Origin of the sequence: Streptomyces sp. NPDC024017, assembly GCF_040638895.1 — a bacterium.
In the GTDB taxonomy this organism is placed as follows: Bacteria; Actinomycetota; Actinomycetes; order Streptomycetales; family Streptomycetaceae; genus Streptomyces.
In genome coordinates this window covers 253380-271547 of the sequence record NZ_JBEZYZ010000012.1, presented here as the reverse complement: position 1 = coordinate 271547, position 18168 = coordinate 253380, and the positions used below count along the sequence as shown (strand labels likewise).

The window sequence follows — 18168 nt, the reverse complement described above, 5'->3', positions numbered from 1 at the left end:
CGCACGCCACGACACCCAGGGGGACACGCATGACCGGCACCGCAGCCGCCACCGCACGGGCCCAGCTCGCCGACGCCCGGGTCTACCTCTGCACCGACGCGCGCAAGCGGCAGGGCGACCTCGGGGAGTTCCTCGACGCCGTGCTGAGCGGCGGGGTCGACATCGTGCAGTTGCGGGACAAGGGCATGGAGGCCGGTGAGGAGCTGGAGCACCTGGCCGTCTTCGCCGACGCCTGTGCCCGGCACGGCAAGCTGCTCGCGGTCAACGACCGGGCGGACGTCGCCCACGCCGCCGGCTCCGACGTCCTGCACCTGGGCCAGGGCGACCTCCCGGTCCCCGCGGCCCGCGCGCTCCTCGGCGACGACGTCCTCATCGGCCGCTCCACCCACGCCGAGTCCGAGGCCGCCGCGGCCGCCGTCCAGCAGGGCGTGGACTACTTCTGCACCGGCCCGTGCTGGCCGACCCCCACCAAGCCCGGCCGCCATGCCCCCGGCCTGGACCTCGTCCGGTACACCGCCGCCCTCGGCACCGACCGGCCCTGGTTCGCCATCGGCGGCATCGACCTGGGCAACCTCGACCAGGTCCGGGAAGCGGGCGCCCGGCGCGTCGTCGTCGTACGGGCGATCACCGAGGCCGACGACCCGGGGGCCGCGGCGGCCGAATTCGCGAAGCGGCTGCGGGAGGCGTAGTGACGACGGGTTGTCCAAGGGATGGACAACAGGTGGACAATTCGGGCAAATGTCGGGCCCCGGTTGGGGGACCGACCGCCCCTGGCTAACCTGCCCGTATGGCCCTCGGCACCGCATCCATCAGGTCGGACCACGCTCGCACCGTCCGCGACATGCTCGCGGACGGCAAGACGACGTACTCGTTCGAGTTCTACGCCCCCAAGACCCCGAAGGGCGAGCGGAACCTGTGGAACGCGCTGCGCCGGGTCGAGGCCGTGGCGCCGGACTTCGTCTCCGTCACCTACGGCGCGGGCGGTTCCACCCGCGCGGGCACGGTCAAGGCGACCGAGGCGATCGCCTCCGACACCACCCTCACCCCGATCGCCCACCTCACCGCGGTCGACCACTCGGTGGCCGACCTGCGCAACATCATCGGCCAGTACGCCGACGCCGGGATCCGCAACATGCTCGCCCTGCGCGGCGACCCGCCCGGCGACCCGATGGGCGACTGGGTGCCGCATCCCCGGGGCCTCGCCTACGCCGCCGAACTCGTCGAGCTGATCAAGGCGTCCGGCGACTTCTGTGTGGGCGTCGCCGCCTTCCCGGCGATGCACCCGCGCTCCGCCGACTGGGACACCGACGTCCGCCACTTCGTCGACAAGTGCCGGGCGGGCGCGGACTACGCCATCACGCAGATGTTCTTCCAGCCGGAGGACTACCTCCGGCTGCGCGACCGGGTCTCGGCCGCCGGCTGCGACACCCCGATCATTCCCGAGGTCATGCCGATCGCGAGCGTGAAGACCCTGGAGCGGATCGGGTCCCTCACCAACGCCGCGTTCCCGCCTGTCCTGAAAGAGCGGATCCTCACAGCAAAAGACGATCCGGCCGCTGTACGCTCCATTGGGATCGAATTCGCCACGGAGTTCTGTGCGCAACTGCTCGCCGAGGGTGTGCCCGGCTTGCACTTCATCACGCTCAACAACTCCACCGCGACACTGGAAATCTACGAGAACCTGGGCCTGCACCACTCACCGCAGGCCTAGACCGTTCGCACCGGTATACGACACACTGCGTAGCGGCCACTGGGAGAGGGGCGTACATGGGCTGGACGGTCCTCTACATCGCGTTCGGCATCGTCGCGCTGTGGCTGCTGGGCGAGGTGCTGCTGCAGTACAAGGCGCGGCTGCGCTGGCGGCTTCTGGCCTTCGTCGGGTTCCTCGGTGTCGTCGTCGGTGTCCTGATCCCGTCGGTCGTGGTGATCGGACTGGGTGCGGCCGCCTTCGCGGTCGGGCAGACCTACGTCACCCTGTCGTTCCGCAGCGGCTTCGCGTCCGGCTGGGCGATGAACGCGCCCGTGCTGGGCGGCAGCAAGCGCCGCCGCGGTGAGCGCGGTCGCCAGGAGCCGACCCTGGAGGTCTCCGGCCTGGAGGCCGAGGGCGGCCACGACGACGAGGCCGGCGCCTACCGCCGCGACCCCGCCGCATTCGGCCAGGACGACGACTACGACCGCGACGACGTCTTCACCCCGGCCCGCCCCGTCCACCAGCCGACGTCCGCCGAGACCACGTCCGTCTACGAGCCGCAGCCCATGCCCGATGACACCGGCTCCTACGGCGTCTACGGCAACGGGTACCAGGCCGAGGGACAGCAGGCCCAGGACCAGTACGCCGCCCAGGCCGCCGACCAGTCCTACTCCTACGACTACTCCGGCTACGGCCAGCAGCAGGGCTACGACGCCACCGGTCAGCAGCAGTACGCCGCCTACTCCGACCCGTACATCGGCTCGTCGAACTACGGCCAGGCCTCGTACGACGGCACGTACGGCGACCAGCAGTACTACGGCCAGCAGGGCTACGGCCAGGACCAGTACGCCGGCAACGACGGCACCTACGGCGGCGAGGCCCCGCCCGGCGGGGTGTGGGTTCCGCAGCAGCGCAACACCGACGAGTACGGGCAGGAGCTGCCGCCGGAGCAGCCGTACCCGTACCAGGGCGGCGGGCAGCAGCCGCAGGGGAACGGCTTCGACGAGCAGTACCGTTTCTGAAGCCTGAGCCCTGCCGGGGTGGCGTGCTCACTGCGAGCCGCGGAACTCCGGTCCCTCCACGATCAGTCCCGCGACCAGCGCGCCCGACATGCCCGCGTGCGGCAGTCCGCCGCCGGGGTGGGTCCAGCCGCCCACGGTGAACAGGCCCGGCACCCGCGTGCTGTTGGACGGATGCAGCATTCGTCCGCCGGCCGCCGCCAGGGCCGGCACGGGCACCGCCCCGCCCTCCGCGCCCGTCGCGTCCGCGATGTCGGCCGGGGTGCGCACCTCGTGCCAGAGGAGGCGGTCGCGCAGGCCGGGTACGGCGCGTTCGGCGACGGAGATCATGTCGTCGACCAGGGTGTCGTGAGGCTGGTCGAGCCGCGCGGGCACCACCGTCGTGAGGGTGACCGCCTCGTGGTCCGCCGGGGCAAGGCGCGGGTCGTCGGGCCGTAGCACCGTGACCGTGGGACGGGGATTGCCCGCCGCCGTGCCGAACAGGGCGTCCAACTCGGCCTCTCGGTCCCGGGTGTGCACCACCGTGCGGTGTGCCGTGCCCTCGGGGCGGGCGCCGCGCAGGGCCAGCAGGAGGGTCAGCCGGGCGGCCGCCGCGGGCTGGGGCGGTACCTCGCCGTCACCTCGTACGACGGTGCCCGCCGTCAGCCGGGCCAGTGTGCCGGGCGCGACGCCGGCGACCACGAAGTCCGCCTCCACGAGGGACCCGTCGGCCAGTTCCACCCCCGATGCCCGGCCGTCCTTCTCCAGCAGACCGGTGACGTCGGCACCGAAATGGAACTCGACTTTCCGGGCCAGGCACCGCTCGTACACCGCCCGCGCCAGCTCGCGCAGGCCGCCGCGCACGTACCAGGTGCCGAAGGCGTGCTCCATGTACGGCAGTACGGCCGCGCTCGCCGGGGCGACCCGGGGATCCAGGCCGTGGCCGAGGGCATGGCTCTCCAGGAGCGCCGTGAGCCGGGGGTCGCGCAGCTCCCAGGCGCCGATCTCGGCGAGCGTGCCGGCCCGGCGGGTGCGCAGCAGCCGCTTGTGGGGCACCGACGGGTAGGGCTCACGCTCGGCCAGCACCTGCCAGTTCGGCCACAGCGGCTCCTCCAGGAGTGGCCGGCGGGTCCGGTCCCAGGCCTCGCGGGCCCGGACCAGGAAGTCGCCCCAGCGCTTCCCGGCGCCCGCGCCGAGCCCCTCGTCCAGGGCGGCGACGACACCCGCGCGCGAGGCGTTCGGCAGCGACACCTCGGTGCCGTCCGCGAACACGTGCCGGGACGACGGGTCGACCTGGACCAGCTCGACGCAGGACTCCAGCGGCTCCTTGCCGGTCTTGACGAACAGGTCGCGGTAGACGGCGGGCAGCGGCAGCAGGGCGGGGCCCGTGTCGAAGGAGAACCCGTCGCGCTCGAAGCGGCGCAGCGCTCCGCCGTAGGTGTCCGTCCGCTCGTACACCGCCACCCGGTGGCCCGCGACGGCCAGCCGGGCGGCAGCCGTCAGCGCGCCCATCCCGGCGCCGATCACCGCAATCCGTGCCATGCCAGGGACTTTATCGGCCCCCACCGTCAGCCCCCACCGACGGCCTCCCGAGTACGGGCGCGGAGGCGGTCGTGACCAGGCGGCGACGGAGCGTCCTGGGGCCCGGTGCGCAGGGCTGAGTATCCGTACCTAGCCGAGGAGTTGAGTACGCGCGCGGATGGGGGACGACCTGCGCGGACGAGAGAGTGGAGACACGGAGAGGGGCACGGCTCCGGCACCGGCGACACGGGGCGCCGGAACGGAGCCGGCCCGCGATCCGCTCCTTCCGCCGGCGGTGTCGGCGGGAGCGAGGCACGGGGGAGTACCGGGGGACGACCGAACGGGGGGTCCTGCGGGGGGACGCACGGGGGAGCAAGGAAGGCGCCGGTTCGAGGTGGCCCGCGGGGGACGCGGCCACATCGGACCGGCGCTTTCGCGTCCGGTCGGGGACAGCCGCCCCCCAGGCGACCGGCGGCGAGGGGCAGGGGCTCACCCCGTGCGCCGCAGGCGGCCGGGGACAGCCGCTCAGCTGCCCGCCGCGCGCGGTCTGCGGCAGATGCTCACCCGCCCGCCGCCCGCCGCCCGCCGCCCGCCGCCCGCCGCCCGCCGCCCGCCGCCCGCTGCCCCCGCCCGCCGTCAGCGGCAGCCGCTCACCCGCCCCTGGAGCAGGCGGGACAGTGCCGCGTGGACGTCGTCCAGTGAGCGTTCCGGCTGGAAGGACTTCCAGTCGAGGGCCGCCACCAGGACCATGCCGACCAGGGCGGACGCCGTCAGCGAGACGTCGATCTCCTCGCTGAACTCACACCCCGCCACGCCGTCGCGCAGGACGTCCTCCACGACCGCGACGACCTGCTGCCGGACCACCATCAGCGTGGACTGCCAGGCCCGGTTGGTGCGCCACAGCTCGGCCACGTACAGCTGGGTGAAGGCCGGGTAGCGGTCGATGAAGACCAGCCCCGCCCGGATCATCGCGTCCAGGGCATCGACCTTGCTGCCGCCCTCCCGTGCGGTCCGTTCGGCCGCTTCCCGCAGGGAGGCGGCCAGCAGCCCCACTCCGTGCCGCAGCAACTCCTCGAAGAGGACGGACTTGCTCGCGAAGTTGTAATAGACCGTGCCCTTCGCGACTCCGGCACGCTCGGCGATCTCGTCCACGGTCGTGGCGGAGAACCCCTGCTCGGCGATGAGCGTGACGGCCGCCTCGTAGAGCTTCTGCCGGGTGGCCTCGCGGCGCGTGCTGCCGCCCGACGCGGCACTGCTGCTTTCCATGGCCCTGATTGTCACAGGAACCTTTCCGGGGGACGTGCCGGTGGGGCTCACAGGCTCAGCTCCGGGTGCAGCCGGTCCAGCGTCCACACCTGGCGCCGGCGGGCCGCCACGGCGGTCAGCGCGAGGGCGCCCGCGGTGAACGCCGTCAGCACCACGCACGCGTGCCACACCGGATCGAGTCCACCGCCGGTGATGAGCCGCCGGAGGGCCTCGACGACGTAGCTCATCGGCAGGAACGGGTGGAGCGCGTTGAAGAACCCGGGGCTGGTCTGTACGGGGTACGTGCCGCCCGCCGAGGTCAGCTGGAGCATCAGCAACGCGAGGACGAGGATCCGGCCCGCCGCCCCGAAGCGCGCGTTCAGCCACTGCACGATCGCCGCGAAGCACGCCGTCACCAGGAACAGGAAGCCCACCGTCCCGGCCGCCCGCACCATCTCCAGGCCGACCGCCCAGTGCAGCACCGACATCAGAGCCACCGTCTGCAGCACTCCGATCGCCGCCACCGGCAGCCAGCCCGCCAGCGCGATCCGCCACGCCGAGGCGCCCGCGGCGAGCGCCCGCCGGTTCATGGGCGCGATCAGCATGTACGCCACCATCGCGCCCACCCACAGGGACAGCGGGATGAAGTACGGGGCGAACCCGGTGCCGTAGTTGGGCGCTTTGTGCAGGTCATGGGAGGCGAGCCGCACGGGGTCGGCCATGACCTCGGTGCGCCGGTCGCGGTCCTGCTCGTCGTAGTCGGGGATCTTCTCCGCCCCGTCGTGCAGGCCGCCGGCGAGCTTCCCGGAGCCGTCGACGAGCTTGAAGATGCCGCCGTTGAGGTCGTCCGCGCCCGTCTTCAGCTTGCCGACGCCCTTGTCCAGGTCGACGGCGCCGGTCTTGGCCGTGCCGATCCCCTTGTGCAGCTTCTTCGCGCCGGCGGCGACCCGGGCCGCCCCGTCGTTCAGCTTGTTGATCTTCTTGACGGCGTCGGCGAGGTCCTCGGAGAGGTGCGGTGCGCGGTTCGCCAGGGCCTGGGACTGCTTCTGGAGGGTGGCGAGGTTCTTGTCGAGCTTGTCCAGGTCGCCGTCCTGGTCCGCGACCAGGGTGTTGAGGTCGTCCGCGATGGTGGTGACGTCGGCGGCGGCGTCCTTGGCCTTCTTCAGGTCGGAGCAGGCAGCGTCGGGCAGGACGGGGTCGTCGCAGCGCCGGGCGTAGACGTCGTTCAGCGTGCCGGACGCCGCGCGGGCGCCCTTGGCGGCGGTCGGGGCCGTCTTCACCAGGGTGTCCAGGTGCTTGCGGATCACCCCCGAGGAGTCGGCGACCAGCTGGGCGGTGTCACCGATGGTCTTCTCGTTGCCCTTGAGGAAGGGACCGACCTTGTCGGCGGTGCCGTTGACCCGGTCGGCGAGCTTCTGCGTGCCCTCGGCAACCTGCTTCGAGCCGTCCTCAAGGTCGCCCGCGCCGGTGTGGAGCTTCTTCAGGCCCGTGGAGAGCTTGCCGCTGCCGTCCTTGGCGTCCTTCAGGCCGTCGGCGAGGTCCTTGGAGCCCTTCTCGGCCTTGCCGATCCCGCCGTTCAGCCGGTCGGCGCCCTTCGCCGCCTTCACGGTCTTGCCGTGGATGTCGGAGAACGACACGAAGATCTTGTCCAGGAAGGACCGGGACGTCTTCGTGGACGCCGCCTGCCGCACCTCGCTGAAGACCGTCCGGGAGATCTGCCCGACGATGTAGTTGTTCGCGTCGTTCGTGCGCACCTGGAGGGCGCCGGTCTCCGGGGTGTTCCCGGAGCTGGAGGCGATCCGCTCGCTGAAGTCGGCGGGCAGGGTGAGCGACAGGTAGTAGCTGCCGTCCTCGACGCCCCTGCGGGCCTCGGCGGCGCTCACCTCCTGCCAGTCGAAGGTCTTGCTGTCGTGCAGGCCCTTCGTGATGTCGTCGCCCGCCGTGATCTTCTTCCCGTCGGCGGTCGCCCCCTTGTCGGCGTTCACGAGCGCCACGGGGATCTTGCCCAGACGACCGTAGGGGTCCCAGAACGACCACAGGTACAGCGCCCCGTACAGCAGCGGCAGCACCAGCAGCGCGACGAGCGCGGCGCGCGGCAGCTTCCCCCGCCCGAAGCGGCGCAGCTCAAGCGCGGCCAGTCTCGGCGAGCGCATCGGCCTTCTCCTCTCCCTGGTCGGCCTGGTCGGCCTGGTCGGCTTCGTCGGCCCGAGCGTCCTCGACGGCCGGCTCTTCGGGGCTCTTCGCGGTGGAGACCTTGACGGCCCCCTCGGGAGCCTCGCTGCACACCGCCACGACCGTCGTCCCGGCGTCGGCCAGGGACCTGAGCAGCGCCCAGACCTCTCCCCGCTCACCGTCCGAGAGCTTGAGGTCGGTGTCGTCGATGCCGAGCAGCCGCGGCTCGCCGGTCAGGGCGAGCGCCACCGACAGCCGCAGCTCCTCCAGACGCTCCAGATCCCGAACGGCCGTGCGCGGCCCCTTGGGCAGTGCCTCAAGGTCGAGACCGGCGGCTTCGAGCGCGGCGTCGACGCGCTGCCGGGCCTCGGCCGCCCGCTCGCCGCGGGGCCGCAGGAGGCCGCGCAGCGATGCGCCGAACCGCCGCTGGAGCAGCGCCCGTTCCCGCAGGTGCTCGCCCACGGTCAGCGCCGGGTCGAGGTCGGTGACCCCCGGGACATGCGCCAGCGCGCTGATGCCGCGGACCGCCGTCATCTGCTTCGGCAGCCGCGCGTCGCCCACGGCGACCGTGCCCTCCGAGACCTTCATCCGCCCCGTCAGCGCCAGCAGCAGGCACGTACGGCCGGACCCGGACGGGCCCTCGACCGCGATGAGCGCCCCCGGCTCGGCGTCGACGGAGATCCCGCGGACCGCCCACCCCCGTGGCCCCTTGATCCCGAGGCCGTCGGCGGCGATCCGCACCCCTCCCGCCTGTTCCCCCACGAGTCTCCCCTGAATTTGAACTGACTGGTCAGTGCAAAAACTACTCCGAACCTACGAGCGAGGCAAAACAGCAGGTCAGATCGGATTGTCAGTGCCATACCTCACGATGGGTCACATACGGCACTCCGTAACGGACGCGCCGTCACACTGACGACAGGAGGTTCGTCATGGCCAACTACCACGCAGCAGCCGCCCGTCGGCGCCGCGCCACCGGCCCTGCCCCCTCACTGACCGGCCCGGCGAGCGACGTTCACCCCGTGCTGCGCCGGGCCACGGCCCCGCCCGCCGCCCTCGACCTGCTCGCCCAGGCCCGCGCGAGCCTCGACGAGGCCACCGCCCTGGAAACCGCGAACGAGCGCTACGCGACAGCCCACCTCGCCGCCCTGCGCACCGCCGCCGCGGTGCTCGCCGCCCGGGGGCGCCCGGAGACCTCGCCCCGGGCCCGGGCCAAGATCCGGAGCGCCTGGGAAGTGCTCCCCGAGATCGCGCCCGAACTGAGCGAGTGGAGCGCGCTGTTCGCCGCCGGTGCCCGGCGTCGCGCCCGGGCCGAGGCCGGCATCCAGGGCGCGGCCACCGGCCGGGACGCCGACGACCTGATACGGGACGTGGCGATGTTCCTGCGCCTCGTCGAGCGGATGCTGGTCCTCCAGCCGGTCCTCCCGCAGCCCCGCCCGGACCAGGACCGGCCGGAGGGCCCCGGCGCAAGGAGGGACATGCCGGACGCAGGCTGACCAGGCAGGGCCGGTGCGGGTGACGGGCAGCTCCGGCACCGGCGGGCCGGGTCCGTTCGGGGGCACGGGCCGACCTGACCCGTGAGGCATCTCGGGACCGGGTCATCCGGACGCCGCGGCCGAGGCAATAGGGTGGGGGACGCCTGAAGTCTTCCCTCCCCGTGGCCGGGGCCGGGGAAGACACCCCGTTCGCGCCGCCGTGCAAGAGGCGGTGCCGCGCCGAGGAGTCAACTGCCGTGTCGGACCCGATGCGCCCCCGCGCCTCACTCCGTACCGCCGTGGTCTGGGAGGTCCTCCAGGACGCCCTTGACCGCCGGGTCAAGGCCACGGGTCGGGAGTCGCTGGACGTCCTCGACACCGGAGGCGGCAGCGGCAACTTCGCGGTGCCCGTCGCCCGCCTCGGCCACCGGGTCACCGTCGTCGACCCCAGCCCCAACGCGCTGTTCGCCCTGGAGCGCCGCGCCGCCGAAGCCGGTGTCGCCGACCGGGTCAAGGGCGTCCAGGGTGACGCCCACGGCCTCTTCGACGTGGCCGAGCGCGGTGGCTACGACGTGGTGCTGTGCCACGGCGTCCTGGAGTACGTGGACGACCCGGCCGAGGGCGTCCGCAACGCGGTGGCGGCCCTGCGCGCGGAGGGCGTCCTCAGCCTGCTCGCGGCCGGCCTCGGCGGTGCCGTGCTGGCCCGCGCCCTCGCCGGGCACTTCAAGGAGGCCCTGCAGGCGCTCGACGACCCGAACGGCCGATGGGGCACGGGTGACCCCGTACCGCGCCGCTTCACCGCCGAGCAGCTCACCGGACTGGTCGAGGGTGCGGGGCTGCGCGTCGGTGCCGTGCACGGCGTGCGGGTCTTCGCCGACCTCGTGCCCGGCGTCCTCGTGGACACCGAGCCCGGAGCCCTGGAAGCGCTGCTGAAGCTGGAGGAGGCCGCGGCCGAGCTCCCCGCCTTCCGCTCGGTGGCCACGCAGCTGCACGTGCTGGGTGAGACCGGTGGGACCGGTGGGACCGGTGAGACGGGCGGGGCCGGCGAGGCCGATGGGGCGGCCGAGGCCTGAGCCGCTTCGTGAGGTACCGCCACTGATCAGCGCCTTGGCTGCGCATGGAGTGCGCCACAGGCCCCCCGAATGGGTGCGCCGCGCCGTATGATCGAGGGAGACCGTTCCGGCATGACGGGTCGGCCGCCGGGGAATGGAAGCCTCAGCGAGCCGGGACGCCCATGGCGGGTTCCGGTTGGTCAATTGGCGCAGAGGGGCGGGTTTCACGGGGGCGATTCCCTGCCTATCCTGAAGGGACCCCCCGGGTCGCCCCGGCGACTGCACGATGAGGAGGACTCCGTGCCGCTCTCGGAGCACGAGCAGCGCATGCTCGAGCAGATGGAGCGAGCGCTGTACGCCGAAGATCCCAAGTTCGCGACAGCGCTCGAGGGAAGCGGGCTGCGCACGTACACCCGGCGACGGGTCTACCAGGCGGTCGCGGGCTTCCTCGTAGGTATCGCGCTCCTCATGGCTGGAATGGTCGCCAAGCAGGTCTGGCTCAGCGTCGTGGGCTTCCTCGTCATGCTGGGCTGTGCGGTGCTCGCCGTGACCGGCTGGCGCAAGGCTCCCAAGCCGGGCGAACAGGCGGCCGGTGCCGCCGGGCCCCAAGCCCGCCGACAGGGTCGGCAGCGCCGCTCCGTGATGGACCGCATCGAGCAGCGCTGGCAGAAGCGCCGCGACGAGCAGGGCGGCCATTAGCCCTCCGCGCAGCCTCTCCAGGACTACGTGAACACGTACGTCAGGGGGTGACCACCGATCTGGTGGTCACCCCCTGACGCATGCGTGCGCCGACCGTCAGACAGGCCGTGGGGAGTCCCCGCAAGCTGGTGGCAGCCGGAGCCCTCGTGACGCCGGCCTGACGCAGACGCAGCACGGCCCGTGGCCGCAGACGCAGCACGACCTCGTGGCCTGGGCGCAGCACGGCCTCGTGGGCCCCGGGCGCACAGGCCCGGCCAACCCTGGACACGGCGCGGCCGACCGGTGCACCCGCACCGGTCGGCCTCAGCCGTCCCTACCCTCAGCCCTGCTGCCCCGACGCCTTCCGCCACGTCGGCCGTAGCGCCACGGCGCGTTCCCGGACCCTGGTCCACCAGTCCGACGCCGCCCACACCACACGCACGGTGGAACGGGGGGCCAGCAGCGCGCGAAGCCTGGCCGGACGGTTGACCGCCGCGCCGAGGCCCGCCGCCGCGCGGCGGACGTCGTCCGTGAGGCCCGCGGCCGGGCGGGGGTGCGGTGCGTACAGGACCTGCTCCACCGCGCTCGCCACCCGGTGCACCGAGGCCGCGGCCGTCGTGTCCAGGTCGCCGAGGCGGACGATACGGGCGGCCGCCGTGCGCGGTGTCTGTGACTCGTCCGGCGTGATGCCGAAGTCCCATGCCGTGTCCGTCAGCTCCTGCCAGACGGCCAGCGTGTGCAGCGCCGTATCCGCCTCGCTGCGGCCGTGCGCCCCCAGCCGTACCCTGCGCGTCCGCTGCCGCCACAGCATCGGGGCCAGGGGGAGGGCGAGGACGGCGAGCCCGGCGAGGGCCCACACCAGGAACGCGTACCTCTTCGGGCCGTCGTCGTCCGTGGGCAGCGCCGCCTGCGGCGACTCGCTCGCACAGCCGCCGTCCAGCTTCTTCTGCTCCGGCGTGCAGGTCTCGCTCGCCGAGGGCGTCGCGGAGGGCGCGGTGGACGTCGACTGGGACGGACGCGCCGGGTCCGGCACCGAGCTGTCGGGACTGTCCGGCAGGGTGTACGACGGAATCGAGCCGCGGTTGGGAGTGGGCTCGAAGCGCGTCCAGCCCACGCCCTCGAAGTACAGCTCGGGCCAGGCGTGCGCGTCCCGCAGCCCCACCGACACCGAGCCGTCCGCCTGCGGGGAACCGGGCGCGAAGCCCACCGCGACCCGCGCCGGTATGCCCAGGGAGCGGGCCATCGCCGCCATCGCGAAGGAGAAGTGCACGCAGAAGCCCTGCTTGTCCTTCAGGAAGCGGGCGATCGCCTGCGAGCCGCTGCCGACCTGCACCTGCGTGTCGTACTCGAAACCGCCGGTCACGGCGAACCAGTCCTGGAGCTTGACCGCCTGGTCGTACGGGTCGGCGGCACCCGCGGTGACCTTGCGGGCGGTGCGGGCCACCACCGACGGCAGCGAGTCGGGCAGCTCGGTGAAGTCGCGCTCGACGTCCGCGGGCGCCGGCCCCGCCGAGGCGAGCTGCTCCGCCGTCGGACGCACGTCCAGGCTCGTGACCTGGTACGTCAGGCCTCGGGTGTTCTGCCCGTGGTCGCCGACCAGCGTCATGCCCAGCGGCTCGTACCGCCAGTTGCCGCTGATGCGCACGTCGCTCGGCGGGTACGGCATGGGCAGCCAGTCCTGGGCGTACCAGTCGGCCGCCGTGATCGTGGTGTCGACCTTCGTGCGCTTGACGTCCGGGCTGAGGCCGACCGGGTCCGGGAAGGTGCCGTCGGGGACGGCGGTGATGGACCGGCGGGACGGCTTCCACGTGGTGCCGTCGAAGTCGTCCAGGGACACGATCCGCAGATACAGGTCCGAGACGTCTTCCATCTTGGTGCGCACGGACAGCACCTGCTGGTCCTCGTCCGCGTTCAGGCTGTCCCGCAGCGACACCAGCGGGTTCACGGCGGAGATCGTGCCCCCACCGCCCGAACCGGCGCCCGCGCCCGCTCCGACGGAGTCCAGCAGGCCGCCGTTCATCGCGGGCAGGCCCAGCGGCACCACCAGGGCGATGCCCAGCGCGACCACACCGATGCGCCGGCCGGTGCGGACCGGGGCGAGCGCGCCGCTCGGCTCCCCGCCGGCCGTGCGCGGGGCACCGCCGAAGACCCGCCCCCACTGCGAGAGCCGGTCCCGCCCCTCGGCCAGGAGCAGCATCAGATAGCCGGCCGCCGCCACCAGGAACCACAGCCAGTCCATGCCCCCGTCGGACAGCCCCGCGGCCACGGAGTACAGCGCGAGCAGGGGCAGCCCGGCCGGGGCGGCACTGCGGAAGGTCACCGCGAGGGCGTCCACCAGCAGTCCGATGATCAGGACCCCGCCTATGAGCATCAGCCGGATGCCGTCGGACTCCAGAGGCGCCGGGATCGCGTACCGCGCGATGTCGTCCCCGCCCTGCTGGAGCAGGAGCGCGAAGCGGTCGAAGGCCCGCGGCCCGGGGATCAGCCCGGCCAGGGCCTGCTCACGGGCGAAGACGAAGGTCAGCATCATGACGGTGACCACGGCCTGCGCCGCCACCGTCAGCGGCCGGGCCAGCGGCACCCTGCGGGCGGCGGCCCCCACGCCCGACTGCAGGGCCAGCAGGAAAGCCGCCTGCACGATCCACGTGGCCGGCTTGACGAGGGGCAGCAGCGCGCACGCGGCCATCAGCGTGGCCGCCCAGGCGCTCAGCGTCAGTCGAACCCGCCCGCTCATCACGGTCCCTCCCCGCCGCTCGCGGCGGCCACGCCCCTGCGCTCCCGGTCGGCCTGCCGCCACAGCTCGTCCACGGAGGAGCCCCGCGGCACGCGCAGGGCCGTCCACCCCGCCTCGCGCAGCATGCGCAGCCGCTCTCCGCTCCTGTCCAACGGGCCGGGCACGTCGCCCGGTTCCCGCACCCAGGTGTCGCTGTCCAGTACGAAGGCGACCGCGCCCGGGCTGCGCTGCCGCATCCGGCCCAGCACGGCGGCCTGGTCCTCGTCCAGGTCGCCGAGGAAGGCCACCAGCAGTCCCTCGTTCCCGCCGCGCAGTACGTCGTAGGCCCGGGACAGGCCCGCGCCGTCGGAGTGGTCGATCACCGCGAGGGTGTCCATCATCAGCCCGGCCGCGTCCGCCGACTCCCCGCTCGCGCCCGCGAAGCCGTCACCGCCCTCGCCGGGCACCGCGTCGCCGGTGTCCGTCAGCAGCCGCACCGAATAGCCCCGTTCGAGCATGTGCACCAGGACGGACGCGGCGCCCGACACGGCCCACTCGAAGGCCGAGTCCGGTCCCGCGCCCTGGTAGGCGATGCCCCGGGTGTCCAGCAGCACCGTGCAGCGGGCGCGCTGCGGCTGCTCCTCGCGGCGCACCATCAGCTCGCCGTAGCGGGCGGTGGAGCGCCAGTGCACGCGGCGCAGGTCGTCGCCGTAGCGGTACCCGCGCGGGATGACGTCGTCCTCGCCGGCCAGGGCGAGCGAACGCTGCCGTCCGTCGCCGTGGCCCTTCGCCTCGCCGCTGAGGCGCACCGGCGCCAGCGGCTCCACGCGCGGGATGACCGTGAGGGTGTCGTACGTCGAGAAGGACCGGGTCAGCTCGCACATGCCGAACGGGTCGGTCAGGCGCAGCTGGAGCGGGCCCAGCGGGTAGCGGCCGCGCAGGTCGGAGCGCACCCGGTAGGACACCTCGCGCCGGCCGCCCGCCTCCACCCGGTCGAGCACGAAGCGGGGCCGGGGGCCGAGCACGTACGGCACCCGGTCCTGGAGCATCAGCAGGCCCGTGGGCAGCCGCGAGACGTTGTCCATCCGCAGGTGGACACGGGCCTCGCTGCCGGCGGGCACGCGAGCGGGGGAGAGCCGGCGGCTGCCGGCGACCCGGTAGCGCGTGCGGTACAGCACCGCCGCGCACACCAGCGGCAGCACCGCCAGCAGCAGACCCACGCGCAGCAGGTCGCTCTGCCCGAGCACGTAACTGCAGATCGCGGCCGCGACGCCGGCGGCCAGGAAGGAGCGTCCGCGGGTGGTCAGACCGGCCAGGGCGGTGCGGATGCCGCCCTTCTCGCCCCGGTCGGCTTCCGCGTGCCCCGCCCCCGCGGTGGTCATCACAGCCTCCGCGGCGGCTGCTGGGGATACGCCGGCGCCGGACGGCCGAGGCCGCCGAAGCCGCTCTGCTGCTGCGGCGCCGCCGGCACCGGGGTGCGCTGCAGGATCTCCTCGACGACCTGCTCGGCGGTACGCCGGTTGAGCTGGGCCTGGGCGGTGGGCAGCAGTCGGTGGGCCAGGACGGCGACGGCGAGGGCCTGCACGTCGTCCGGCAGCGCGTACTCCCGGCCGCTGAGGGCCGCGGTCGCCTTCGCCGCGCGCAGCAGGTGCAGCGTCGCGCGCGGAGAGGCGCCGAGTCTCAGGTCGGGGTGCGTGCGCGTGGCGCCGACCAGGTCCACCGCGTAGCGCCGGACCGGCTCGGCCACGTGCACGCCGCGCACCGCCTCGATCAGCTTGAGGATCTCGTGCGCGTGGGCCACGGGCTGGAGGTCCTCCAACGGCGAGACGCCGCCGTGCACGTCCAGCATCTGCAGCTCGGCCTCCGGGCTCGGGTAGCCGACCGACACCCGGGCCATGAAGCGGTCGCGCTGGGCCTCCGGCAGCGGGTAGGTGCCCTCCATCTCGACCGGGTTCTGCGTCGCCACCACCATGAAGGGGCTGGGCAGCTCGTAGGTCTTGCCGTCGATGGTGACCTGGCGCTCCTCCATCGACTCCAGGAGCGCGGACTGCGTCTTGGGCGAGGCGCGGTTGATCTCGTCGCCGATCACCACCTGCGCGAAGATCGCGCCCGGCTTGAACTCGAAGTCGCGGCGCTGCTGGTCCCAGATGGACACACCGGTGATGTCCGACGGCAGCAGGTCGGGCGTGAACTGGATGCGCCGCACCGAGCAGTCGATGGACCGCGCCAGCGCCTTGGCCAGCATCGTCTTGCCGACTCCCGGGACGTCCTCGATCAACAGATGTCCCTCGGCGAGCAGTACGGTCAGCGAGAGCCGTACGACCTCGGGCTTGCCCTCGATCACGCCTTCCACCGACTCCCGCACGCGCTCCACGACGGCGGTCAGATCAGTGAGGCTCGCTCGATCGTCATAGGTCGTCACCCGGCCCTCCTCGGCCTTTCCCTTGCTCCCTGGAAGCGCGGGATACCCCATTTTCCCGGGCCGACGCCGCATGACGCAGACCGGCCCACCCCGAACCACGGACACCACGCGTGAAAAGTTCCGCGCGACGCCACTCCCGCATTCTTGCTGCCGTTACCGTTTCGTGTCACTCGACTGTGGACAACTGGCCGCGATATGTCGGTCTTGCGACCATTCGAACGCGTGACTGACAGGCTTTCGACAGCTACAGCAGGTGGCCTTCCGGGGTGGGCGGCCCGCGGCGCCCAGGCCGGCAGGCCGGGTCAGGAGGCCGGGTCGATCTCCCGCAGTAGGCCGGTCTTCACGTCGAACACGAATCCGCGCACGTCGTCGGTGTGCGGAACGAACGGCGAGGTGCGCACGCGCTGCATCGACTGCCGCACGTCCTGGTCGACGTCCCGGAAGGACTCCACGGCCCACGCGGGGCGCTGGCCGACCTCGGCCTCCAGCTCGTTGCGGAAGTCCTCGGTGAGGCTCTCCAGGCCGCAGCCGGTGTGGTGGATGAGCACCACGCTGCGGGTGCCGAGCTTGCGCTGGCTGATGGTGAGGGAGCGGATCACGTCGTCCGTGACGACGCCGCCGGCGTTGCGGATCGTGTGGCAGTCGCCGAGCTCCAGGCCGAGCGCCGCGTGCAGGTCGAGGCGGGCGTCCATGCAGGCCACGACGGCGACGTGCAGCACGGGCCGGGCGTCCATCCCCGGGTCGGTGAAGGCGTCGGCGTACCGGGTGTTGGCCTCGACGAGGCGGTCCGTGACCGTGCCGCCGGCCGCGATGGCGCTCTCCGAACCTGTGGGAACCGATGCAGAAGTCGTCATAGGTATGACGTTACTGGTCACACCCCGTCCAAGCCTCCTGTGAGAGTGGACAAAGAATGCCGCCGAGGGGCGGTTGTGAGGTAACCCACAGGAGTGGCGCCCGGGTCCCCGTGCGAACGGCGGCGACGCGCAGGCCGGTTGATTGACCGGGCGACACGGTGGACTAAAGTGACGCGAAGCGGGAGGCGAGACTCTCCCCGCTGGACTGATTTTCTTCGGAGACCCCGGCGACGACCGGAGATCTCCCCACGTGCGCGGCGCGTACGTACGGCTCGGCCTCCTCCCGCTCCCGGTCGGCTGACGCTTCCGGCGCCGGCAGGCCTCCCCTTCACGAGCGGGCGGGGACCCGGCGGTGCGTGCGGCCGCGCCGGATCTGAGAGGGCCCCTTGAGCGAGAGTCGACACGTCCCGGTGATGCTCCAGCGGTGCCTGGATCTGCTGGCACCCGCCCTGGAGGGCCCGGACGCCGTGGTCGTCGACTGCACCCTCGGCCTCGGCGGCCACAGCGAGGCCCTCCTCGCGAGGTTCCCCGAAGCCCGGCTCGTCGCCCTCGACCGCGACAAGGAGGCCCTGCGCCTGTCCGGCGAGCGCCTCGCGCCCTACGGTGAGCGCGCCACCCTCGTCCACGCCGTCTACGACGAGCTCCCCGAGGTGCTGCGCCGGCTCGGCATCGCGCGCGTGCAGGGCGTCCTGTTCGACCTGGGCGTCTCCTCCATGCAGCTCGACGAGGCCGACCGCGGCTTCGCCTACGCCCAGGACGCCCCGCTCGACATGCGCATGGACCAGACGACCGGCGTCAGCGCCGCCGAGGTCCTCAACACCTACCCGCCGGGCGAACTCGTGCGCATCCTGCGGGCCTACGGCGAGGAGAAGCAGGCCAAGCGGATCGTGAGCGCGATCGTGCGCGAGCGGGAGAAGGAGCCGTTCACCAACAGCGCGCGGCTGGTCGAGCTGATCCGCGACGCCCTGCCGCAGGCCGCCAAGCGCACCGGCGGCAACCCGGCCAAGCGCACCTTCCAGGCCCTGCGCATCGAGGTCAACGGCGAGCTCTCCGTCCTGGAGCGGGCGATCCCGGCCGCGGTGAAGCGGCTCGACGTGGGCGGGCGGATCGCCGTGCTGTCGTACCACTCGCTGGAGGACCGGCTGGTCAAGCAGGTCTTCGCGGCGGGCGCCGCCACCACCGCGCCGCCCGGACTGCCCGTCGTCCCCGAGCGCTACCAGCCGCGGCTCAAGCTCCTCACGCGCGGTGCCGAACTCCCCACCGAAGAGGAGATCGCCGAGAACCGGCGAGCGGCACCGGCGCGGCTGCGCGGCGCCCAGCGCATCAGGGAGGACGTCGAGTGAGGCGTGTG

The 18168-nt window shown here is 72.9% G+C and carries 15 protein-coding genes; 7 read left to right on the top strand and 8 right to left on the bottom strand.

What is annotated here, in order from left to right:
* The first annotated feature begins 29 nt into the window (after nt 1–29).
* The 3 genes from thiE (at nt 30) to AB0G20_RS30490 (ending at nt 2712) form a co-directional block, all read left to right on the top strand.
* Complete coding sequence (gene thiE / locus AB0G20_RS30500; protein WP_361307901.1) at nt 30–689, top strand: thiamine phosphate synthase; 660 nt, start codon at nt 30–32, stop codon at nt 687–689.
* A 98-nt stretch (nt 690–787) separates the two neighbouring features.
* A complete protein-coding gene (gene metF / locus AB0G20_RS30495) occupies nt 788–1711 on the top strand; it encodes a methylenetetrahydrofolate reductase [NAD(P)H] (protein WP_361307899.1) in 924 nt (307 codons plus the stop codon).
* Between the two features lie 56 nt (nt 1712–1767).
* Complete coding sequence (locus AB0G20_RS30490; RefSeq protein WP_361307897.1) at nt 1768–2712, top strand: hypothetical protein; 945 nt, start codon at nt 1768–1770, stop codon at nt 2710–2712.
* A gap of 27 nt (nt 2713–2739) precedes the next feature.
* Here AB0G20_RS30490 and AB0G20_RS30485 read toward each other — a convergent pair whose 3' ends face one another.
* The 4 genes from AB0G20_RS30485 to AB0G20_RS30470 form a co-directional block, all read right to left on the bottom strand.
* Nucleotides 2740–4230, bottom strand: a complete 1491-nt coding sequence (locus AB0G20_RS30485) for an NAD(P)/FAD-dependent oxidoreductase (protein WP_361307895.1) — start codon at nt 4228–4230, stop codon at nt 2740–2742.
* A 615-nt stretch (nt 4231–4845) separates the two neighbouring features.
* On the bottom strand, nt 4846–5475 hold the full coding sequence (locus AB0G20_RS30480; protein WP_361307893.1) for a helix-turn-helix domain-containing protein: 630 nt from the start codon (nt 5473–5475) through the stop codon (nt 4846–4848).
* Between the two features lie 47 nt (nt 5476–5522).
* Nucleotides 5523–7607: a YhgE/Pip domain-containing protein gene (locus AB0G20_RS30475; RefSeq protein ID WP_361307891.1), complete on the bottom strand. Its 2085-nt coding sequence runs from the start codon at nt 7605–7607 to the stop codon at nt 5523–5525.
* A complete protein-coding gene (locus AB0G20_RS30470; protein WP_361307889.1) occupies nt 7579–8388 on the bottom strand; it encodes an ATP-binding cassette domain-containing protein in 810 nt (269 codons plus the stop codon). Before AB0G20_RS30470 ends, AB0G20_RS30475 begins: the two co-directional genes overlap by 29 nt.
* Before the next feature lie 167 nt (nt 8389–8555).
* Between AB0G20_RS30470 and AB0G20_RS30465 the strand changes: the two genes are divergently transcribed.
* The 3 genes from AB0G20_RS30465 to AB0G20_RS30455 all read left to right on the top strand — a co-directional run bounded on the left by AB0G20_RS30465 (nt 8556) and on the right by AB0G20_RS30455 (nt 10849).
* A complete protein-coding gene (locus tag AB0G20_RS30465) occupies nt 8556–9119 on the top strand; it encodes an SAV_6107 family HEPN domain-containing protein (RefSeq protein ID WP_361307887.1) in 564 nt (187 codons plus the stop codon).
* A gap of 236 nt (nt 9120–9355) precedes the next feature.
* Complete coding sequence (locus AB0G20_RS30460) at nt 9356–10171, top strand: methyltransferase (RefSeq protein WP_361307885.1); 816 nt, start codon at nt 9356–9358, stop codon at nt 10169–10171.
* A gap of 279 nt (nt 10172–10450) precedes the next feature.
* Complete coding sequence (locus AB0G20_RS30455) at nt 10451–10849, top strand: DUF3040 domain-containing protein (RefSeq protein WP_102912203.1); 399 nt, start codon at nt 10451–10453, stop codon at nt 10847–10849.
* A 319-nt stretch (nt 10850–11168) separates the two neighbouring features.
* On the opposite strand, the gene AB0G20_RS30450 is transcribed toward AB0G20_RS30455, so the two are convergent.
* The 4 genes from AB0G20_RS30450 to AB0G20_RS30435 all read right to left on the bottom strand — a co-directional run bounded on the left by AB0G20_RS30450 (nt 11169) and on the right by AB0G20_RS30435 (nt 16817).
* Complete coding sequence (locus AB0G20_RS30450; RefSeq protein WP_361307883.1) at nt 11169–13562, bottom strand: DUF3488 and transglutaminase-like domain-containing protein; 2394 nt, start codon at nt 13560–13562, stop codon at nt 11169–11171.
* Entirely contained in the window at nt 13562–14923 is a 1362-nt protein-coding gene (locus AB0G20_RS30445; RefSeq protein WP_361307881.1) for a DUF58 domain-containing protein, read from the bottom strand. The genes AB0G20_RS30450 and AB0G20_RS30445 overlap by 1 nt, the downstream gene beginning before the upstream one ends.
* The gene (locus tag AB0G20_RS30440; protein ID WP_361307879.1) at nt 14923–15963 is read right to left on the bottom strand and encodes a MoxR family ATPase; all 1041 of its coding nucleotides are present in this window, start codon (nt 15961–15963) and stop codon (nt 14923–14925) included. The genes AB0G20_RS30445 and AB0G20_RS30440 overlap by 1 nt, the downstream gene beginning before the upstream one ends.
* Nucleotides 15964–16265: 302 nt before the next feature.
* A complete protein-coding gene (locus AB0G20_RS30435) occupies nt 16266–16817 on the bottom strand; it encodes a carbonic anhydrase (protein ID WP_361307877.1) in 552 nt (183 codons plus the stop codon).
* A gap of 386 nt (nt 16818–17203) precedes the next feature.
* Here AB0G20_RS30435 and rsmH point away from each other — a divergent pair, with 386 nt between their 5' ends.
* Nucleotides 17204–18160 (top strand): 16S rRNA (cytosine(1402)-N(4))-methyltransferase RsmH, encoded by a 957-nt coding sequence (gene rsmH / locus AB0G20_RS30430; protein ID WP_361307875.1) that lies wholly within the window; start codon nt 17204–17206, stop codon nt 18158–18160.
* Nucleotides 18161–18168: the final 8 nt, after the last annotated feature.

Coding starts and splice junctions, on each gene's coding strand:
- AB0G20_RS30465 (WP_361307887.1), top strand. CDS start 8,556: ATGGCCAACTACCACGCAGCAGCCGCCCGTCGGCGCCGCGCCACCGGC.
- thiE (WP_361307901.1), top strand. CDS start 30: ATGACCGGCACCGCAGCCGCCACCGCACGGGCCCAGCTCGCCGACGCC.
- AB0G20_RS30485 (WP_361307895.1), bottom strand. CDS start 4,230: ATGGCACGGATTGCGGTGATCGGCGCCGGGATGGGCGCGCTGACGGCT.
- AB0G20_RS30480 (WP_361307893.1), bottom strand. CDS start 5,475: ATGGAAAGCAGCAGTGCCGCGTCGGGCGGCAGCACGCGCCGCGAGGCC.
- AB0G20_RS30490 (WP_361307897.1), top strand. CDS start 1,768: ATGGGCTGGACGGTCCTCTACATCGCGTTCGGCATCGTCGCGCTGTGG.
- AB0G20_RS30435 (WP_361307877.1), bottom strand. CDS start 16,817: ATGACGACTTCTGCATCGGTTCCCACAGGTTCGGAGAGCGCCATCGCG.
- metF (WP_361307899.1), top strand. CDS start 788: ATGGCCCTCGGCACCGCATCCATCAGGTCGGACCACGCTCGCACCGTC.
- AB0G20_RS30450 (WP_361307883.1), bottom strand. CDS start 13,562: ATGAGCGGGCGGGTTCGACTGACGCTGAGCGCCTGGGCGGCCACGCTG.
- AB0G20_RS30445 (WP_361307881.1), bottom strand. CDS start 14,923: ATGACCACCGCGGGGGCGGGGCACGCGGAAGCCGACCGGGGCGAGAAG.
- AB0G20_RS30475 (WP_361307891.1), bottom strand. CDS start 7,607: ATGCGCTCGCCGAGACTGGCCGCGCTTGAGCTGCGCCGCTTCGGGCGG.